The following is a 17,705-nucleotide window of genomic DNA, read 5'->3' as shown; positions in this document are numbered from 1 at the left end:
GGGTCCGCAGAGGTTCAAGGGGGGTTGAGCGGGTACAGACCGACCGTCGCGGGAACTCTTGCGGCGCGGGCGTATGCGGTGGGCGCAGCCGCGGCTGGCGTGGTGGCGGCCTCGCCGTCGGGGTTTGTACCGGTGTTGGTGGTGCGAGCTTGGCCGGGCCTGTCGGGTGGTGCTTGTCCGGGGTGGAGGTATCCGCGTTGCCATCCCAGGTGCAGGGCGTGGGCGGTCGTGAAGGCGCGCAGTACCCCACGCAGGTCCCGGACGCGGGTCTCGGCGACGTGCGGCGACACACGGAGTTCGAAGGCGATCTCGCCCGCCGTCGCGCCCGCGGCCATCAGGAGCAGGATGTGGCGCTGTGCTGGGTCGAGTTCGGTGCCCGGCAGCGGGGGGCGGACCGCGGGGGCGGGGAGGTGGCCGCCGCGGTAGACCCGGTCGACCATGCCATGCTGGCCAGTCCCGCCGACTTTGTGCCTGATGCGGTCGAGGACCGCGCGCACGGTGCTCGGGGAGATATGGAGCCGCTGTCCGATGCCGGCGGTGCGCAGACCGTCCGCCAGCAGGACGAACACGGCGATCTCCCCGGAGGACAGGCGGCGCACAGCGGAAGTAGCTGCTGGGGCCACAGCGGCGTTGTGGTGCCTGGCGGTGTCAGGCACGGGCGAACCCCCTGATGCGTTCGGCGTCGGTCACCGTCGCAGCGAGGACGTCGGCTTCGTGGCGGGCGGCGCGGGTGTAGTGGGCGACGACGTCCGGGGTCAGGAGCTGCCCGGCGCGGTCGCTGCCCGCGAACACGCTCAGGGCGTGCGGGAGGTCGCGCGGCAGCCGGGGGGCCTGGCCGAAGTCGACGCCGGTGACGCCCTCGGGCAGCGGCAGGCTGCGCTCCAGACCGGACCGGATGGCCGCCAGGGCCGCGGCAAGGGCGAGGTAGGGGTTGGCGTCCGCTCCGGGGATGCGGATTTCCAGGTGCAGGCTCTGCCCGTGTCCGACCACGCGGACCGCGGCCGCGCGGTTGTCGTGGCCCCAGCACATCCGCGACGGCGCGAAGCTCCCCGGGGCAAGGCGCTTGTAGGAGTTGGTATACGGCAGCATCAGCGGCATCAGCTGCGGGAGGACGTCGACCAGTCCGCCGAGCGCGTGCTGTGCGGTGCGCGAGAGCGCGTCGCGCCCGTCGTCGATGAGCGCCGACTCCTGCCCGCACCACAGCGACAGGTGCAGGTGCAGGCCGTTGCTGGTGCCGGTGGTCGGCGCCGCCATGAACGTGGCCGCATTCTGCGTCCACTGGGCTGCCTGCCGGGTGAGGTGCTTGAAGATCACATGCTGGTCCGCCGCCGCCAGCGCGGGCCCATAGCGGAAGGTGACCTCGACCTGCCCGGGGTCGGCCTCGGTCTTCACCGCCTCCAACGGCATCCCGGCCCCGGCCAGGGTGTCCTCCAGCTCCCGCAGGAACTGCCCCAGGGCCAAGGGGTGGTGCAGGGCGTAGTCGCTGTTGTGGCTGCCCAGCGGCCGCAGCGACCGGAGAGCTACGTCCTGCGCGCCCTGGAACAGCGTGAACTCCGTCTCCAGACCAGCCTTGACGGTCAGGCCGAAGTCGGCTTCCAGGCGCCGGAGCTGGCGGCGCAGCACCTGACGGGGGGAGACCTCGACCGGACCGGCCTTCAGGTGGCGGGCGTCGGCCAGCACGATCACCTCGCGGATCTTCTGCGGTTCCTCGCTGCGGTGGGCGCGGTCGGCGGGCCACCAGGCGGTCAGGTCGGGCTGGAGGTAGATGTCGCCGTATCCGGTCTGCCACGAGGCCAGGCCGTAGCCGTCCAGCGGCCGCATGTCGAGATCGGTGGCCAGCAGGTAGGAGCAGACCTCCGTGCCCTCGGCCGCGACGTGCTCCAGGAAGTACCGCGCGTCGAAGCGTTTGCCGACCAGGCGGCCCTGCATGTCCGGCAGCCCCAGCAGCACCGTCGCCAACTGCCCGCCCGCCACCAGCTGGTGCAGCTCGTCGAAGGTCTTCAACTCGTGGTCGGCGCGGCCGCGGTGTCGGTCGGCGTAGGCGCGCAACTCCGGATGCACCTCAGGTGAGTCGTCGTGGGTCATCAGACGACCTCGTCGACGAAGTCGGCGCTGCGGCCGGCGGCGACCACCGGCGTGCGGAACGTGCGCCGGGCGAAACCGAACCAGCACCCGGCGGCGATCAGCAGCGCGGCCGCCAGGGCCAGGGGCGCGTAGTTGAAGGTCTGGACCGACAGCAGACCTTGCGCGGGCTTGGTCTGGGGCAGGCAGAACAGCACCGTCACCACGGCGACCCAGACCACCGCGATCCAGCCGATCGGCTTGCCCAGCCGGCCCAGACTCCACGGCCCGGGGGTGAACCGGGAGCCGGCGCGCAGCCTCAGGTAGATCGGCACCGCATACGCCGGGGTAATCCCGATCACATTGATCGCGGTGACCGCCCCGTAGGCGACGGTGCTCCACAAAGCGGGCAGCGCCAGCAGGCCGCCGACGACCACCGACAAGCCCACCGCCGCCATCGGGGTCCCGGTGCGGGCACTGACCCGCACCCACCAGCGGGAGCCGGGCAGCGCGCCGTTGCGGGAGAACGCGAACACCATCCGCGAGCAGGCGGCCACCTCGGCATTGCCGCAGAACAACTGGGCGACGATCACGATCAGCAGCAGGATCTTCGCACCGGTCACCCCGAGCGCGTCCAGGAAGATCTGCGCGGGCGGCACACCGGTGGCCGTGTTCAGGGTGCCCGGGTAGTCCTGGATGGCGTAGGTCAAGGCGGCGATCAGCACGAACCCGGCCGCCCACGACCAGCCGATCGCGTGCATGATGCCCCGCGGCGCACTGATCTGCGCCTGCGTGGTCTCCTCGCTCAAGTGTGCGGAGGCGTCGTATCCGCAGAAGGTGTACTGCGCCAAGAGCAGGCCGATCCCGACGACATACCAGTGCGAGCCCCACCCGGTGCGATTCACGAACGTCGTGAACACGAAATGGGTCGACTGGTGCTCGGAAGGCACGACCCATAGCGCGCCGGCGATCACCACGACGCCGATCACAAGCCACCACACCGATATCGAGTTCAGCACGGACACCAGCCGCACCCCGAAAAGGTTCAGCACCCCGTGCAGGACCAGGATCCCGGCGAAGATCAGCATCGTCTTTCCGGACGTGGGCGTGTAGTCCCATTGCAGGCTGGCGAAGGCTGAAGAGAAGCCGGCGGCGCCGTAGTCGATGCCCGCGATGCCGCCCAGCAGCCCCAGCAGGTTCAGCCACCCGGTGGTGTAGCCCCAGCGCGGGCCACCCAGCCGGTTGGCCATGTCGAACAGCGCGCCGGAGGTCGGGTAGGCGCTCGTCACCTCGGCGAGCGCGGCGCCGACCGCCATCACCATCGCGCCGACCATGACCCAGCCCCACAGCATCACCGTCGGACCGCCGGTGTTCATCCCGAACCCGTACAGCGTCATGCATCCGCTGAGCACACTGATCACCGAAAAGGAGATAGCGAAGTTCCCGAAGCGCGACATCTTCCGGGACAGCTGCGGTTTGTAACCCAGCCCTTGCAGAAACGCGTCGTCATCGAGATCTGGACCCGAGTGGAACCCGGCATGCGACATCGTTATTGGCCTTTGCGTTGAAGTGGAAAAGGGGTGCTGACGGAGGGGAAATGGATGGTCACCTGGGCAGTGGTACGGAATGTGCCGGCCCGGCCTGCGGCGCTCCGGCGTTGCCCGCGATGCTCAGGCACTGCGCACGGGCTTTGGCGAACTCCGCCGCGCCCGAGTCCCGGTCGCCGGCGGTGTTGGCGACGTGCATCCACGGCGCGCTCGTGGCGTGCGGGCCGATGACTTCGAAGACCCGGGCCGCCTCGTCGAATCGCCGGTCGGCCCACAACGCGTGAGCGAGGTGGTTGAGGTCGACCGCGGACAACTCCACCCGTTCGGAGTGCTCGAACCAGCAGCGCAGCGCCCGGTCGGCGTAAGCCCGTACGGGGTCGGTGCGCCAGTGCATCGCACCCACCCCGGCATCGGCGACACCGTGCTGGCGCTTGGCCCGGTAGTGCTCGGCGTGCGAGTGCAACGGCAGCACCAGCAGCGAACAGCACGACTCGGCCGGCACCCGCGACCAGACCCACTGCGCGAAGCCCAGCGCCGCTGCCTGGCCTCCGCTGCGGGAGCGCAGGAGCACCTGCATCATCCGGTGATGACCCTCACGGTTGAACCCGTCGCGCTCGACTAACGCGCCCAAGAGTCGCCAGGGGCCGGTAGGCAGGAACTCGTTCGCGGGCGGGGGCATCCGGTGGGCCTGATGAGCCTGGCTCGGGTCGGTGGCCGCCAGCGCCAGCAAGCAGACCAGCGGCACCGGATCAGCCGCATGCACCCTGTGAGCGGCCATCGCCGCTTCCCGTGCCTGAGCTGCCAGACCATCGACTCCGCTGTGGCCCTGCCGGTAGGCACGCAACACCAGCTCGGCGCTGACACGCGCCTGCATCACCAGGGCGTCGACACTGCCGGGCTCCTCCTCCAACCACTGCCGCACCACATGCCCGCCGGCAGCAGCCGACCCAAGGACCTGGGAGCGCGACGTACGCAGCCCCCAGTGGGCACCGGTCTCGGCCAGCAGATCCCGCATCGGCTTCCAATGCCCGACCCGGATCGCCTCCACCGCCCACTGCAGCGCGGTGTCCAGTCCGGCAGGATGAAACGCCGGCACGAACTCCGCCACCGGATCGGAGCCGGAAGCGCCTTGCGGCGGATCATCGGCTGCTCTCCTTGGCCAGCGCGCCCTGTTCCTGAGCCGCCTGCAGTTCCTCCAGGTGCTCGGCCACACGGCCGACCGCCTGGTCGGCGGTCTCCCACGCCTGCGACGGTCCTTCGGGATGCCGGGGTGTCTGGGTCAGCTGCGCCAGCAGGGCGATGTCGGCGCAGGCCCGGATTTCCGTGGCCGGCAGGTAGGGGTGGCAGTTCTGGTAGGCGTCGACCACCGCGAGCGCCACGTCGATCCAGTCCTCGCGTCCTGCCACGGTCAGCGGGTCGAAAGCCAGGCGCGCCAGTTCCAGGGCGGGATACCCGGTGGGCGCGCGGAAACCGGTCAGCCCGGTGATCGCGTCACCGGTAAACCACAGGTTGTCGGCGGTGAAGGCGCCGTGCACGGCGTGCAGCGTCAGGCCGGCAGGCACCCGGCTGCGTGCCCGCGCCAGGTGGAGGCGGATGCGCTCGCAGTGCCGCGCGCCCATGGCGTCCAGCCGCCGGGCATCGCCCGGCAAACCCGTACCCGCCTGTTTTTGGGCGGTGTGGACGGCGAGTCGTACCTCGTTCAGCGGGGCGGTCAGGAAGGCCGCCTGGTCGTCTTGGGGCCGGGGGGCGGGCAGCCCGTTTCCGCTCAGGACGTGGTGAAGGCGGCCCAGAAGCGCCGCCGCGGCACGGGCGCGGGTGATGGTCAGCGGGGTCGTGGCCTGCACGCCGGGCACCGGCACCGTCACGGTGTACCCGGTGCCGTCGGCGGCCGCAGAGACCAGGCTCCCGTGATGGTCGGGCACGGCCGTAGCGGTGGGCAGTTGATGCGCCCGGCAGTGCTCGCTGACGTTCACGGCGCTCTGGGCGCGGGTCACCTCCCGGACGCTGCGGTGGAGTTGGACCTCGAAGGTCCGCCCGTCGGTCGTCTCGACGATCCACTGTACGGACCTCCTGGGCCCGTCGGCCGGGGGCGTCACGCGGTCCGCGGTGTCCACGTGGATGTCGTAGGCGGTCAGGAGCGCCGTGCGCATGGCGCTGTCGCAGGTGTCATCGAGCCCGTCCACCGTGGCCTCCCCCTGCTGGGAACGAAGAGGCGCCTGGTGCACCACTCGCTTAGGGGATGAGCCTCGGTGAACCCGGTCACGAAACCAATACGCCTAGTAATATCGGCCCATTGCGTTTTGAATGGGCCTGTGACTTGCGTAGACGATGGGCCGAATCCCGGAGGGAAACCGTGGAGAACCGGTGCCCGGACTGCGCCGCGCGCCTGAGCCGCTACAGCGACCAGCCGCGGTGCGCCGCCTGTACCCGGGGCAGCGCGCTTCCCGCCGGAATCTGGGAGCACCCCGCACTGGCCGCGGCCCTGGCGGAATGGGATTTCGGCGCTCTGTTCCGGCAGGTGCGGGCGGCCACCGGGATCAGCCAGGGGACGCTGGCGGAGCTGACAGGTCTGAGTCAGGGCGCGATCAGCCAACTGGAGGCCGGCACCCGGCGCCTGACCCATATCGACCGGGTCCGCGACGTGCTCCGCGCCCTGCAGGTCCCGGACCGCATCTCACCCCTGACTCGCAGAGCGGTGCAGGCAGAGGATGTGTGGGAGTCTCCGGCCGACGTGGCGATACGGCTCACCGACACGCTGGCGACCAACACCGACCCCAGTGTGCTGGGCGTGTTTTCCACTGCGGTCCAGGACGTCGTCTCCCGCTACGACACGCTCGGCCCGGCTGCTCTCGTCCCGGATCTGGTCCGGCTGCGCCGCCAGCTCCAGCGGCTGCTGGAAGGACGCCAACCACCCATCCTGCACACCGGGTTGTTCCGGCTCGCCGGGCAGATCGCCGCACTGCTGGCCTACATGGCCGTCAACGCCGACCGTCCGCTGCTCTCGGACGCCTACAGCGCCGAGGCGCTGGCGCTGGCCACCGAGACCGGTGACCTGGATCTGATCATGTGGATCCACGGCACCCGCTCCCTGCGCCACTACTACGCCGGAAATTACGCGGAAGCCCTGGGGGCGGCCCGCACCGGAGTCGACCTCGCCCCCGACAGCGCTCAGGCCATCCGCCTGCTGGCCAACGGACAAGCCCGTGCGCTGGCCCGGCTCGGCGACCGCGCTGGGGCACACCGTGCGCTCGGCCGAGCCGAAGACCTCTCCGGCCGCCACAATGTTCCCGCCGCCCTGACGCCGTGTATCTCGCTCGACCCGTACGGTCTGGCCCGTACCCGCGCCAACGCCGCCACCGCCCACCTCGCCCTGGGCGAGACCGCCCAAGTCCTACTGCTCGCAGGCCAGATCACCCAAGACTCGGCCGACCCATGGAGCCGCGCCCTGGTCACCCTGGACGCCGCGACCGCCCACCTGGATACGCCCGAGGTGGAACAGGCCATGGCACTGGGGGCCGCCGCCATCACGCAGGCGGCCGGGCCGCCGATCCTGTCCGTAGTCAAGCGCGCCCACGAACTCGCCGACCGTGCCGCCGCGACCTGGGCGAGCCTGCCCGCGGTGGCGGCCTACTCCGAGATCCTGCGGAACTGGTCGGCGACCCCGGCGGTCGCCGGCCTCGGATCACCTGCCACCATGATCGCAACGACGGACCGGGGAAAGGCACCAGCACGTGCGGATCGACCCAGCAGCCGACCCGACGGCGTTCCCCGCCAACCCGCCGCCCGACCCCGATAGCCCGGCATCGGTCGCCGACCACGACTGGGCCGCGTTCCAGAACATCGACTCGATGACGAATCACTGGGACCGGCCCGGCTGGACGGATGCGACACGCGCCTACTACTGGCTCATCCCCTTCGCCACGAGCGCGGACCTGATAGCCCAGGCGCAGCAGTGCCAGCAGGTCTTGGCCGGAATGGGATTCGACGCGATCGACCGCACCGGCCTGCACCTCACCTTGGGCCGCGTCGGTCTGGCTGAAGACGTGGATCAGCAGCAACTCGACCGTCTGATCGACCTGGCCGAACAGAACCCGCCGCCGGCGGCCACCGCGCACGCCATCCCGATGGCCGGCTCCCGCGGCGCCATCCGCTACAGCATCGCCCCCTGGACGCCCGTCCTGCGGCTCCACCACCACCTCGACACCGCAGCTCGCGCCACGGGATTGCTCGGCATCGGCCCGACGCCAAGCCTGCGCCCCCATGTCGGTATTGCGTACTCACATCGCAAGCAGCCCGCCGGCCCCATCCAGGCAGCTGTGGCAACGCTGCGGGATCTGTGGGCCGTGACGGTACGCATCGACCGGGCCGCCCTGGTCCTGCAACGTCGCGAAGCGGGAGCCTACCGCTGGGAAACCCTCCACGAACTGCTGCTGCCCGACACCTGATCCACCTGCAGCCTTCACCTCTGTGGTGGTGAAGGCCGCGCGGAGGTGCCGGCCGCGAACGGCGAGGCCCAGGCGGGTACGCCCAGGGCGTGAATCGCCGCCTGGATGCGGTCGATATTCAAAAGGCGGCGGGTGCCGGCTTCGATCTGGCTGATCGCGCCCTGGCTCAGGCCCGTCAGCGCGCTCAGATCGTTCTGGCTCATGCCGGTAGCGGACCGCAGGAGCCGGAAGACCACGCCGAAATCCCATCGTGCCAAAGTCGCAGCGACGGCTGGATCCGCCCAGACCGCGTCCGGAATGGGGCCGGAGCGGGCACAGGCCGAACACCTCGCGTCGTCGCTGTAGCGGCTTAGGTACGCGCCGCAGCCTACACAGGAATGGTGAGAGCGATGGGAATGTCCAGGCTCGGAAGGTGCCTTTGCGGCCCCGACAGCACGTGTCCCGGGCACGGTGGTGGTGTAGTCCCTCATTCGGCTCTTCCTCGTGTGTATGGCCGGTCATCGCGCAGTGCGCCCGTGAGCGCAAAGTTCAACCGATAAGCAGAGTTGGGCGAGGACTGCGGGCCCTGGCCCAAGGCGGCGGCGTCCCTGACATGCCGCGCCCGCCGGAGCGTCGTGGCCGGGGCCGGTTCATCCGTACCCGCCCGGCCGACCCGGCCCGGCGACGTGCTGCGGACGGGGCCCGGGCGCCGGACCGCGCGGAGGCCGCGGCTTCCGGCTTGGCCTGCCGGCTGGAGCGAGAGACACGGCAGGCCACCTTGCGGCCGGGAGCGACATCACCGGCCTGCGCTTAAGGATCACCCGCCGGGCCCAGGCCGTCATGCGGTGCAGGCTGGACGGATGACGGCCCAGCCCATCGCGCACGGTGGCGGCGCGGGCCATCCCGGAGATGCCTACTGCTCGCGCATGCTGGCCCAGGTCCGCACCTGCTGGATGCCGGCCAGCAGGCTCAGGACGCTCGTCTCGGGTCTTCGAGGGTGGCCATCGTCTTCGCGTGGTCGCCGGCCTGCACGTCCTGCAGGGCGCTCAGGACGCGGATGGCGACGTGGACTGCGGTCCAGGCCGTCACCCGCCCCACCTCGGTCTGCTTCATCACCGCGATCTGCGAGGACGTGATCTGCAGGCGGCTGAGCACCACCTCCAGCACCGACGCAGGATCAGGGCCGGCCTGCTCCCTCCAGCCCACCACCACCTCGTTCAGGCTGCCGCGGCCCTCAGCCGCCGCGGAGACCGCGTCCACCTCCGCCGTGGCGATCAGGATGCCGAGCAGGCGCAGACGGTCGGCCTCGGTCGGGCCGTCCGGCCAGTGCTCCGGGTCGAAGACCGGTGCGGCCCGCATCGCGACCAGGGTCTGTTAGACCGCATCGACGTCCCGCCCCTTGTTGCTGCCGTTCATGGCCACAGCATCGATGGCCTGCACACGGGCGCTGCACACCGCCCGCAGGTGTCGAGTCGGCTGGTCTTGCCCGACGGCACGGCCGACGGAGCTGGCTTGAGTGGCTCAGGCCGGCCGGCCTGGCATGGCACATGAACCGTCCCGCGTGTCGGGGGCTGCTGCCGGCGTGTGGTCAGTGGTCGGCAGGTACAAGTGCCGGGTGCTCGTCTCGCAGGCGTTCCAGGGTGGCGGCGACGTCGCCGCGGTCGTCCTGGTCGGTCAGCAGTCGGGTGATGAAGCGCAGGAGGCTGCGGGCCAGGCCGGTGCACCCGGTAGTGGGGGAGTCGCGCTGCTAGGCCGTCTCTTTCGGATCTTGTCTGGGGTCGGGGCTCTCTACCCGGCTCGTTCCACGCGGCCGAGGACCGCGCGCAGTGCACGGGAGCGGTCGCTGCCCTGCCGGAGCTGGGGCAGGTAGGAGCTCAGTCTGCGGATCGTTCCGAGCTGCACGTTGTCCGCCCCGAGGGCGTCGATCACCGCGCCGACCGCGTGGAAGGCCCAGTACTGGTTGAAGGCCATGCTCTCCTGGATGGCCGCATTCACCAGGGCCGGCAGGTGGCGCGGTTCGGGGCGGGCGTACAGGCGCGCGTAGGCGGTGAGCCGCGTCCCCCCGTCGGGGGAGGTGAGGACGGCCTCCGTATCGAATTCGGTCAGCTGCGGCGTGAGCCTGATCAACTCGGTGAAGATCCGCTCCTGTCGGTAGGTCCGTGCCGAGCTCGGGGCCTCGTTCCGGCGCAGGCTGGTGAACTCGTGGACCAGTTGCTCGACGAGTTCGGTCGCCTCACCGGTGAGGCCGTCGCTTCCGGAGGTCACGAGGGCGACCCGCGCCTGGCGGCTTGCGTCGTCCACGGCCAGCCGGACCTCTTGAGCCTGCTGCTCGGCGGCCTCCACGCGCTCCTCCAGATGCCGGTACTGGAGTTTGGTTCCGCCGGGGAGTTCGATGCTCTCGAACAGGTGGTCGAGCCACGGGATCACCGCGATCGCGGCCAGCGCGAGGGTGGCACCGTCGATCTTCAGCTCCGGTTTGACGACGTGGACGACACCGACCCCGACCGCCCCGAGCGAGATGGCGGAGGCTATCAGCCGCTTCCACCGTCCTTCGGACGCACTCATCCGGCCCCCATCCCCTGATTCCGTCACGTGCCCAGCATTTCAGAGGCCCGCGGCCGGGCGGCGCGTGCCCGGTAAGGCCCGAAAGAGACGGCCTAGCCCGATCGGGGGGCGGTGGCTGGGGGCCTTGCGGCAGGCACGGGCAAAGGACTTGGGACCGTGAATGCCGGCCGGGCGAGGTTCCGGTCCCGGGTCAGTGCTCGTCCGGTCCCGCGAGGGCGCGGCGGAGCAGTTCGTACAGTGTGATCTCGTTCTCGGCCGAGGTACAGATCTTCGCCGATCCTCCCGACATCATGACGAGTTGGCCGTCATGGGTGAGGCCGGTCTCCATCCGGGTTGGCACCAACGGGTGCCCGGCGGTGTCGAGATCCGGCAGCATCCAGGCCATGTTCCCGGGAGGCAGGGCGTCCGGCTTGACCCGGACGGTCCGGAACCTGCGCTGCGGCTTCAAGAAGTACGGGGTGCCCTCTTCCGTGCGGTGACGGCGGACAGCCCCGGGCAGACCGGTGGCGAGGAGTTGGGCCATGAGCAGCGGCGTCTGCTCCGCCGCCTCCGCGCGCAGAAGCCGGTACGCGTCCTGCCTGGCGGCCCGCTCCGTCGCGGCCCGCTCCTCGGCCTCGCGTCTGCCACGGGCGAGACAAGGGGCGCACAGGCCGGGATGTCCCCACCCGTTGAGCTCATGTGCTTGGTGGGTCAGGCAGAAGGCCTGCCGGCACGTTCCGCACCGGCCGATGGCCGTGACGCCACAGGGTTTGTCGTCGTCGAGCACCGCACAGTCGACCGCCATGCCCGTAGTGTCGCAGGAGAGGAACCGGCCCGCCGCCCCTTCGCCGCGACTCCCTCCCGGCCGCTCCGCCACGGCGGGCACCCACCGGACGGGGTACCGCGATCCCCTGCTAGGACCGCTACTCAGGCCCCGGCCGCTCCCCCGATCGGCAGATGTCCTCGCCGGAGCGGTCGTCCGGCGCCCCGCCGACCGCATGACCCCGCCACTTGCGACGCCCCCCACCAAGATCCACAAGACACGCCCTAGTCCCGCAGCGCGGACAGCAGAAGGTCCCCGACCTGCTCCAGGATGAACGAGTCCGCGGTCGGGTTTTCTTCGCTGGGCAGGGTGGTGACGGGCAGGACCAGGTCCTCGGTGAGCCGCAGCATGAGGAACGGCAGCTCGGGGTCGGCTTGCTCGCGGCCGGCGACGCCTCAGCCGCCGCCGGCCTCCAGCGCCATCAGGTAGGCGAAGGCGCGCTCTACCTGCTCGGCAGTCAGCGGCGTGCGGGGCGGCACCAGGTACGGCATCAGCCTCTATTCGGGCGAGGTCCCCTACGACCGGCGGGGGAGACATCGCGTCTGGCCTACGGCAGCAACGTTCTGCCCGATCATGTCGACACGGGCGCGTGCTACCGCGCATCCCAGTCCGGTGAGCAGGATGCCCGAGTAGGTGCTGTCGATGTGACCCATGCGCCAGAGCATCTCGGTGTGCTCGGCAGGTCGGTCAGCTTCGATGGTGGTGGCGCCGACGGTAGTGTCGTTCGGGTCCGGATTGAGTCCCGGGGTCGGATAGAAGCGCGCCCATGCGCCGCAGCAACGAGGTGAGTGCACCAGGCTGATCTCTCCGACGTCTGTTCCGGCCGGTAAGATCCGGCCTCGCAGCCGAGCCTCATGCTGCAGGAGGACGTGCGCGCTTTGCAGGGTGACCTTGTCCTTGAAGCAGTCCACCTGACCGGGGTCGGTGCCGTCCGGCACCTGCCCTGACACTGCCGGTACCGCCGATGCTGAGGCGCGGGCAGAGGCCGGATGCCTTGAGTGGCCGGAGCCACGAACGAGCCACGTGACGCCGCCCGCTATCAGAGCGGCGGTCACCAGGTCGGCAAGAGTCATCCGCACCCACTGACCCTTCGTCCGGCCGACCGCCGACACCGGGCGCCCTGGGCTGATCGCCCTCGTGGACCCCTTCGGCCGCGAACGGCAGATGTGAACGTAGAACGCTGAGCAGGTACTGCGGCCGCACTACTACAGCGCCGCTGTGCGCCCTTCCGCTGCGGTCTGCCGCGACCTCTTCGGCTGCACGGGCCCAACGCTCGCTCCACCAATCCCAGTCTCCGTCGCACGCCCGAACGAATTCCCGGGTCACTTTCTGTGAAGGCAACTGCCGTCCTGAGGCGGCCGCAGCCAAAGCACTCTTGGATGCCCCACAGTGCCGGGCCATCTTCCAGAACGGCTTATCCCCCGCAAGAGCACGCAAAGCACGTAATTCACTGGCTAGCTGCTCCACAGGCCCCGCCGAAGGATCCAACGGCCCCAGATGCCGCCCATCAGCTACTCCCCTCGCTTGGACAAACCCCGTCCGAACAATTGTCCAGATCGCTTCATTCTGGACAACCCCAGCCCTAGACAGAAGCCAGCGACCACTCAACTCTTCGAGGAGCAACATGAAGAAGACATCGGCACTCGCCGGCGCAGGCCTCGCCGCGGCGGCCCTGCTCTTCGGCTTCGCCGTTCCCGCCTCGGCGAACTCGAGCGCCATCGTGCCGGCATCGCAGCCCTCGGCGCTGCTGCAGGAGGTGCTGCGAACCCATCCAGACGCCAAGCAGGTGGGTGCGAACGAGATCAGCTTCGACCACGGACACGCGAACCTGACCGTCTCGAACTCCCCGGCAGTGCTGAGCGACTGCAAGGCGGGTTGGTACTGCTTCTGGCAGGACACCAACTTCAGCGGGCGAAGGGTGTCGTACAACCTGTGCAGCGGAAGCAGCGGCAACGGCAACTACTACAACCTGACCACCGACAACTTCAACGACCAGACCACCGCCTTCGCCAACAACACCAACTACAGCATCCGGGTGTTCGACGACATCAACGCAGGTGGGGCCCAGTTGTGGACCGAAGGGGCCCACAGCACGTCAGCAGACGTCGGCTTCGGGAACAACGACAGGGCCAGCAGCTTCGCCTGCTAGACCCCCTCCGCTCTTGAGCTCGGGAACACTCCGAGATCAACAGCCATCGCGACGGAGCCCCAAGCTTCGCACCAAGCAGAGGATCCTCCGGACACAGATGGTGCTCCGGCCGGTGAGGTCCACCTGTTCGCGGCGACCAGTAACACAACTCGCAGCGTTGTCTGAACCGCCCCGGGTCCGGTGGAGAGAGGCGATTCTCCGCTTTGCGATGCACCGCACCGGACGCCGCCAACCGGCAAACCCTCCGGCCAGAGCACCAGATGGAGCACGGGCCGCCATGCGCAAGTCCATTCTCAGCCCCGCCTGCCGGTGGGGCGTTGCGCCCCGTTTGGGGGGAGAGCGGTCGGGGCGGGCCGGTGTGGGCTCGCCGACGACCACTACCGCGGCGCACTTTACCGCGTAACAGGCCAGGGGCGGTGCGGAGAGTCCCGCCACCACCCGCCGGGGACATCTGTCGGGAACACGTGCTGCCCACGCCGTGTGACGGCGCAGCCAGGGCGCGGCCCGGTGCACGGGGCCTGTCTGGGCTATCCGCGCAATCTGATTGTCCAGAAAGCGGCTCCTCTCGCCCTCTAGACAGCTTCCCGGAACTTCCTGTCCTCAAAGCTTTCCCCTGGACAATCCTCCCGGCAGACCTGCCGGAGCACCGGTGACAAACCATTCGTCCACGGAAGAGCAGCCCGCAGACGAACAAGCACCACACAGCCTCCGACGGAAGGAAACCTTACCCATGGCACGCGTCTCCCGCCGCGGCCGCGTCGTCCGCCCCACCGTCATCGCCCTGACGCTCCTGGCGTCCGCTCTTCTGTCCATACCCGGCACCGCTGCCGCCTCTCCCGGCAATGCCACCGGCGTGGCCAGGCCCTCTGCCACCTACCTGTACACCCTGCAGAACCGGCACACCCACAACTGCGTCGACGACAGCTACAACTCCGGCCTGCGGAGCTACCCCTGCAACCACCTGGACTACCAGAAATTCTCCATGCCCGGCTACGACGCGGGCATCGGCACGACGACGATCCAGAACCAGCACACCGGCTACTGCCTGGACGACAGCGCCGGCTACGGGCTCCGGGCCATCGCCTGCAACGGACAGTCCTACCAAGCCTGGAACTACATCTACGACAGCAGCGGATACGCGGTCATCTGGAACAACGCCACCCTCCGCGTCCTGGACGACAGCTACAACTCGGGCCTGCGCACCTATCCCAACAATCCCTCCGACTACCAGGAGTTCGACATCTACTGATCGACGGCGCACCGGACCGTCGACAGGCGCAGCAACCGAGTCACACCGGCCCGCACGCCGGAACCAGCCGGAGCTGTACAGCGGCGCAGCCGTCAGCCGCCCACGTGAAGGAAACGAGCGTTCGGCGCAAAAAAAGTCTTGTGGGCAGGAAAATGCGGAATCGACAATAAATCTTGAGAGGACAGACATGCCTGCGAAAAAAGGAATAGCAGTTTGCGGAGTGGGCCTTGCAGCGGCCCTGGTCACGTTGAGCGCCGCTACGGCAGCGACGGCGAGCGGGGCTCCGACCTCCCCGGGCGGAGTGACAGACGCCCGGCTGTGCGGCCAGACGAACTTCACGGTGAACAAGGGAAACAACGTGGTCGCCAGCTTCACCGCCACAGGCTCCCAGTACGTGAACGGTGGTATCCGGTACTACTGGAGCGAAGACGACTGGTGGCTGGGCGTTCTCGAGATCTCGGGCTACACCTTCAGCGTCGTCTGCGGCTGACGAGGGGGAGCACAGGCGCCAGTCATCTGGCCGGAGCAGAACCGTTCGAAGGTGATCTCCCGCAAGGCCCGGCAGGATCCGTACGCGGACGGCTCGCGGATCAGGACCGTGTCCGCCGTCGGGCGATCGCGACACCTCGCTGCGCCTGGCCGCATTCATCAACCGGCGGGCGCACAACGGGTGACCGCGAGTTGCGCGGGCTGGTGGCAGTCCCCTTCAGCTGTCGCCGCCCAGCGGGGCCCCGGGCTGCGTGCGGGCTGGTTCGGCGGGGAGACCGGGTGGGTGAGCGATAAGGACGCCCGGGTGAGAACAGCCGGCCCATCGACAGCACGACCGGACTCCGGACCTGAGCAGGCCCGGGGTCCGGTCGTGCGGGGGAGCGGGGCACTGGTCAGCGGCTGTGGTTGCGCTGCCGCCACGAAGGCCACCAACTCTGGACCCCGACCTACAACGTGTCCATCACCGGATCGTCCGAGGCTGCTCCTCACTGAGCCACTGACCACAAACAGCGCCCGATCAGCGCAGCGGTCCTTCACCCCTCTTCCGGCAGCACCCCCGCGCCCCGCCAACCTCAGCCGCCGACAGGGGCCAGTGCCGCGTGCTCGTCTCGCAGGCGTTTCAGGGTGGCGGCGACATCGCCGCGGTCGTCCTGGTCGGCCAGGAGACCGGTGATAAAGCGCAGGAGGCTGCGGGCCAGCCCGATGCACCCGATGGCGGGGGAGTCGCGCTGCCAGTCCCGCAGCACGGACAGCAGGACGTCCCCGACGCGGTCCAGGATGAACGAGTCCGCCGTGGGGTCTTCGTCATCGGGCACGGTGGTCACGGGCAGGACCAGGTCCTCGGTCAGCCGCAGCATCAGGAACGGCAACTCCGGGTCAGTCTCCTCGCCCCGGCGACGTTCGCGCCACCGCCGGCCTCCAGCGCCATCAGGTAGGTGAAGGCGCGGTCGACCTGCTCGGGCGTCAGCGGCGTGCGGAGCGGGACCAGGTACGGCATCAGCGTCTCCTGCTCTTCGGCGGCCGCCGTGCCGTTCACGGCGACCTCCCGGACAGGTTGAGGTCGTCGGCCTGTGGACAACGGTCGCATAAGGGGTTGGTGCCGCAGAGGCCGGGCCGGTGGCTGCTTTCGGCCCGCCCCAGCGGGAGCCGACGTATCACCTCATACCGCGTAGGCGGGGGCGCCGTGCGGGGGTGGCTTCCTATCGAGTGGGGTCGGTGCGGGCGCGGTGCCAGGCGCTGTTGGCGAGCAGGCGCAGGCCGTTGAGGCCGACGATGACGGTGGAGCCCTCGTGTCCGGCGACACCCAGCGGCAGTTGTCGCCGGTCAGCAGCAGCGGGCTGGTGCCGGTCAGTCGGCCCAGGGCCATGACGGTGCCGGCGGCGTCGGGCCGCAGCCGGTCGGCAATCCCGAGGACACCGACCGGCGCCCCGTTGCGCTGGACGAGGACGGTGGTGTGGCCGCTGCCCTCCAGTTCGCGGGCGAGGACCGCTGCCCGGGCCGCCGTTGCATTGTCCTGGCCGGAGTCCTTCAGCAGGCGGGCCGGGGCGCCAGCAGTGATGGTGGAGCCGTCCGGGTGGCGGTGACACCGACGCCGGGGGTGGAGGCGAAGCCGGTCACGACCGGCAGGGCGAGGCTGCGGGCGCGGGTGGCGTCAACGATCGCGCGGGCCAGCGGGTGCTCGCTGGGATGCTCCGCCGCCGCGGCCAGGGTCAGCAGACCGTCGTCGTCCAGGCCGGAGCCGGTCAGGGGCCGGATCGCGGTGACGCGGGGAGTGCCCTTGGTCAGGGTGCCGGTCTTGTCCAGGGCGATGGCGTCGACCTGGCCAAGGCGTTCCATCACCACCGCGGATTTGATCAGCACGCCGTGCCGTCCGGCGGTGGCAATTGCGGACAGCAACGGCGGCATGGTTGCCAGTACCACCGCGCACGGCGAAGCGACGATCATGGAGGTCATCGCGCGCAGCAGCGACCCGGTCAGCGCCGCGCCGAGAGCCAGCGGGATCGCGAACACCGCGAGGGTCGCGGCGATCATGCTGAGGCTGTAGCGCTGCTCGACCTTCTCGATGAACAACTGCGTCGGTGCCTTGGTCTCGGAGGCCCTCCCCGACCATGGCCACGATCCGGGCGATCACCGAGTCCGCCGGGTCGCGCTCGACCTTGACCCGCAGCGCGCCGGTGCCGTTCAACGTGACTGCGAACACCTCGTCACCGGTCTGCTTGACCACCGGCAGCGGCTCACCGGTGATCGTGGCCTGGTCCACGTCACTCGCACCGTCCAGCACCCGGCCGTCGGCGCCGCCGCGGCAGCTGCAGCGCATTGCCGCCGAAGGCCTCCAGGAGATCTACTTCAAGGACCGCGGCCGCCGCGCCCAAGACCTCGAGGTGGAGTTCACCGACATCGACTACATCGAGCTGGACTT

The 17,705-nt window shown here is 69.7% G+C and carries 18 protein-coding genes and 2 pseudogenes; 6 read left to right on the top strand and 14 right to left on the bottom strand.

Translation table 11 applies throughout. The features are described from left to right. Nucleotides 1-14: 14 nt before the first annotated feature. The 5 genes from V2S66_RS18510 to V2S66_RS18490 are packed head-to-tail and all read right to left on the bottom strand — an operon-like array spanning nucleotide 15 to nucleotide 5,791. On the bottom strand, nucleotides 15-599 hold the full coding sequence (locus V2S66_RS18510) for a LuxR C-terminal-related transcriptional regulator (protein WP_330796829.1): 585 nt from the start codon (nucleotides 597-599) through the stop codon (nucleotides 15-17). Between the two features lie 49 nt (nucleotides 600-648). After that, on the bottom strand, nucleotides 649-2,085 hold the full coding sequence (locus tag V2S66_RS18505; RefSeq protein ID WP_330796827.1) for a glutamine synthetase family protein: 1,437 nt from the start codon (nucleotides 2,083-2,085) through the stop codon (nucleotides 649-651). Next, nucleotides 2,085-3,608, bottom strand: coding sequence for an amino acid permease (locus tag V2S66_RS18500; protein ID WP_330796825.1), 1,524 nt, complete (start codon nucleotides 3,606-3,608; stop codon nucleotides 2,085-2,087). The genes V2S66_RS18505 and V2S66_RS18500 overlap by 1 nt, the downstream gene beginning before the upstream one ends. Nucleotides 3,609-3,666: 58 nt before the next feature. Next, nucleotides 3,667-4,716, bottom strand: a complete 1,050-nt coding sequence (locus tag V2S66_RS18495; protein WP_330796823.1) for a hypothetical protein — start codon at nucleotides 4,714-4,716, stop codon at nucleotides 3,667-3,669. Between the two features lie 31 nt (nucleotides 4,717-4,747). Beyond that, entirely contained in the window at nucleotides 4,748-5,791 is a 1,044-nt protein-coding gene (locus tag V2S66_RS18490; protein WP_330796822.1) for an aminoglycoside phosphotransferase/kinase family protein, read from the bottom strand. Nucleotides 5,792-5,847: 56 nt separating this feature from the next. Here V2S66_RS18490 and V2S66_RS18485 point away from each other — a divergent pair, with 56 nt between their 5' ends. Together V2S66_RS18485 and V2S66_RS18480 are read left to right on the top strand one after the other, a co-directional pair. Continuing rightward, nucleotides 5,848-7,404 carry a helix-turn-helix transcriptional regulator gene (locus V2S66_RS18485; RefSeq protein ID WP_330796820.1) on the top strand — a complete coding sequence of 519 codons (1,557 nt, stop codon included), beginning with the start codon at nucleotides 5,848-5,850 and terminating at the stop codon, nucleotides 7,402-7,404. Continuing rightward, nucleotides 7,340-8,053 (top strand): 2'-5' RNA ligase family protein, encoded by a 714-nt coding sequence (locus V2S66_RS18480; protein ID WP_330796818.1) that lies wholly within the window; start codon nucleotides 7,340-7,342, stop codon nucleotides 8,051-8,053. Before V2S66_RS18485 ends, V2S66_RS18480 begins: the two co-directional genes overlap by 65 nt. 14 nt (nucleotides 8,054-8,067) lie before the next feature. Here the strand turns inward: V2S66_RS18480 and V2S66_RS18475 are convergent, their stop codons facing one another. The 6 genes from V2S66_RS18475 to V2S66_RS18450 all read right to left on the bottom strand — a co-directional run bounded on the left by V2S66_RS18475 (nucleotide 8,068) and on the right by V2S66_RS18450 (nucleotide 12,337). Continuing rightward, a complete protein-coding gene (locus V2S66_RS18475) occupies nucleotides 8,068-8,523 on the bottom strand; it encodes a helix-turn-helix domain-containing protein (RefSeq protein WP_330796816.1) in 456 nt (151 codons plus the stop codon). A gap of 478 nt (nucleotides 8,524-9,001) precedes the next feature. After that, nucleotides 9,002-9,391, bottom strand: coding sequence for a hypothetical protein (locus tag V2S66_RS18470; protein ID WP_330796814.1), 390 nt, complete (start codon nucleotides 9,389-9,391; stop codon nucleotides 9,002-9,004). A gap of 429 nt (nucleotides 9,392-9,820) precedes the next feature. After that, complete coding sequence (locus V2S66_RS18465) at nucleotides 9,821-10,597, bottom strand: hypothetical protein (RefSeq protein WP_330796812.1); 777 nt, start codon at nucleotides 10,595-10,597, stop codon at nucleotides 9,821-9,823. Between the two features lie 190 nt (nucleotides 10,598-10,787). Then, nucleotides 10,788-11,363, bottom strand: coding sequence for a hypothetical protein (locus V2S66_RS18460; protein WP_330796810.1), 576 nt, complete (start codon nucleotides 11,361-11,363; stop codon nucleotides 10,788-10,790). A 260-nt stretch (nucleotides 11,364-11,623) separates the two neighbouring features. After that, nucleotides 11,624-11,749 carry a hypothetical protein gene (locus V2S66_RS18455; RefSeq protein WP_330796808.1) on the bottom strand — a complete coding sequence of 42 codons (126 nt, stop codon included), beginning with the start codon at nucleotides 11,747-11,749 and terminating at the stop codon, nucleotides 11,624-11,626. Nucleotides 11,750-11,914: 165 nt separating this feature from the next. Beyond that, the gene (locus tag V2S66_RS18450; RefSeq protein ID WP_330796807.1) at nucleotides 11,915-12,337 is read right to left on the bottom strand and encodes a hypothetical protein; all 423 of its coding nucleotides are present in this window, start codon (nucleotides 12,335-12,337) and stop codon (nucleotides 11,915-11,917) included. A gap of 686 nt (nucleotides 12,338-13,023) precedes the next feature. Between V2S66_RS18450 and V2S66_RS18445 the strand changes: the two genes are divergently transcribed. The 3 genes from V2S66_RS18445 (at nucleotide 13,024) to V2S66_RS18435 (ending at nucleotide 15,287) form a co-directional block, all read left to right on the top strand. After that, a complete protein-coding gene (locus V2S66_RS18445) occupies nucleotides 13,024-13,548 on the top strand; it encodes a peptidase inhibitor family I36 protein (protein WP_330796805.1) in 525 nt (174 codons plus the stop codon). Nucleotides 13,549-14,278: 730 nt separating this feature from the next. Next, complete coding sequence (locus tag V2S66_RS18440) at nucleotides 14,279-14,797, top strand: RICIN domain-containing protein (RefSeq protein ID WP_330796803.1); 519 nt, start codon at nucleotides 14,279-14,281, stop codon at nucleotides 14,795-14,797. 220 nt (nucleotides 14,798-15,017) lie between these two features. Then, nucleotides 15,018-15,287 (top strand): hypothetical protein, encoded by a 270-nt coding sequence (locus V2S66_RS18435; RefSeq protein WP_330796801.1) that lies wholly within the window; start codon nucleotides 15,018-15,020, stop codon nucleotides 15,285-15,287. Nucleotides 15,288-15,858: 571 nt separating this feature from the next. On the opposite strand, the gene V2S66_RS18430 is transcribed toward V2S66_RS18435, so the two are convergent. From V2S66_RS18430 to V2S66_RS18420, 3 genes and pseudogenes are all read right to left on the bottom strand, one after another. Continuing rightward, nucleotides 15,859-16,155 carry a hypothetical protein gene (locus V2S66_RS18430; RefSeq protein WP_330796800.1) on the bottom strand — a complete coding sequence of 99 codons (297 nt, stop codon included), beginning with the start codon at nucleotides 16,153-16,155 and terminating at the stop codon, nucleotides 15,859-15,861. Continuing rightward, complete coding sequence (locus tag V2S66_RS18425) at nucleotides 16,143-16,322, bottom strand: hypothetical protein (protein ID WP_330796799.1); 180 nt, start codon at nucleotides 16,320-16,322, stop codon at nucleotides 16,143-16,145. Before V2S66_RS18425 ends, V2S66_RS18430 begins: the two co-directional genes overlap by 13 nt. Nucleotides 16,323-16,592: 270 nt before the next feature. Beyond that, nucleotides 16,593-17,588, bottom strand: a pseudogene (locus tag V2S66_RS18420) (HAD-IC family P-type ATPase); the annotation flags it as partial. A 1-nt stretch (nucleotide 17,589) separates the two neighbouring features. Between V2S66_RS18420 and V2S66_RS18415 the strand changes: the two are divergent. Next, nucleotides 17,590-17,705, top strand: a pseudogene (locus tag V2S66_RS18415) (telomere-protecting terminal protein Tpg); the annotation flags it as partial.

This window comes from Actinacidiphila polyblastidii (assembly GCF_036353415.1).
In the GTDB taxonomy this organism is placed as follows: domain Bacteria; phylum Actinomycetota; class Actinomycetes; order Streptomycetales; family Streptomycetaceae; genus Actinacidiphila; species Actinacidiphila polyblastidii.
The sequence above is the reverse complement of the archived record's forward strand: the minus strand, read 5'-3'. Positions and strand labels throughout refer to the sequence as shown.

Coding starts and splice junctions, on each gene's coding strand:
- V2S66_RS18505 (WP_330796827.1), bottom strand. CDS start 2,085: ATGACCCACGACGACTCACCTGAGGTGCATCCGGAGTTGCGCGCCTAC.
- V2S66_RS18500 (WP_330796825.1), bottom strand. CDS start 3,608: ATGTCGCATGCCGGGTTCCACTCGGGTCCAGATCTCGATGACGACGCG.
- V2S66_RS18485 (WP_330796820.1), top strand. CDS start 5,848: ATGAGCCTCGGTGAACCCGGTCACGAAACCAATACGCCTAGTAATATC.
- V2S66_RS18475 (WP_330796816.1), bottom strand. CDS start 8,523: ATGAGGGACTACACCACCACCGTGCCCGGGACACGTGCTGTCGGGGCC.
- V2S66_RS18470 (WP_330796814.1), bottom strand. CDS start 9,391: ATGCGGGCCGCACCGGTCTTCGACCCGGAGCACTGGCCGGACGGCCCG.
- V2S66_RS18465 (WP_330796812.1), bottom strand. CDS start 10,597: ATGAGTGCGTCCGAAGGACGGTGGAAGCGGCTGATAGCCTCCGCCATC.
- V2S66_RS18455 (WP_330796808.1), bottom strand. CDS start 11,749: ATGCTGCGGCTCACCGAGGACCTGGTCCTGCCCGTCACCACCCTGCCC.
- V2S66_RS18445 (WP_330796805.1), top strand. CDS start 13,024: ATGAAGAAGACATCGGCACTCGCCGGCGCAGGCCTCGCCGCGGCGGCC.
- V2S66_RS18440 (WP_330796803.1), top strand. CDS start 14,279: ATGGCACGCGTCTCCCGCCGCGGCCGCGTCGTCCGCCCCACCGTCATC.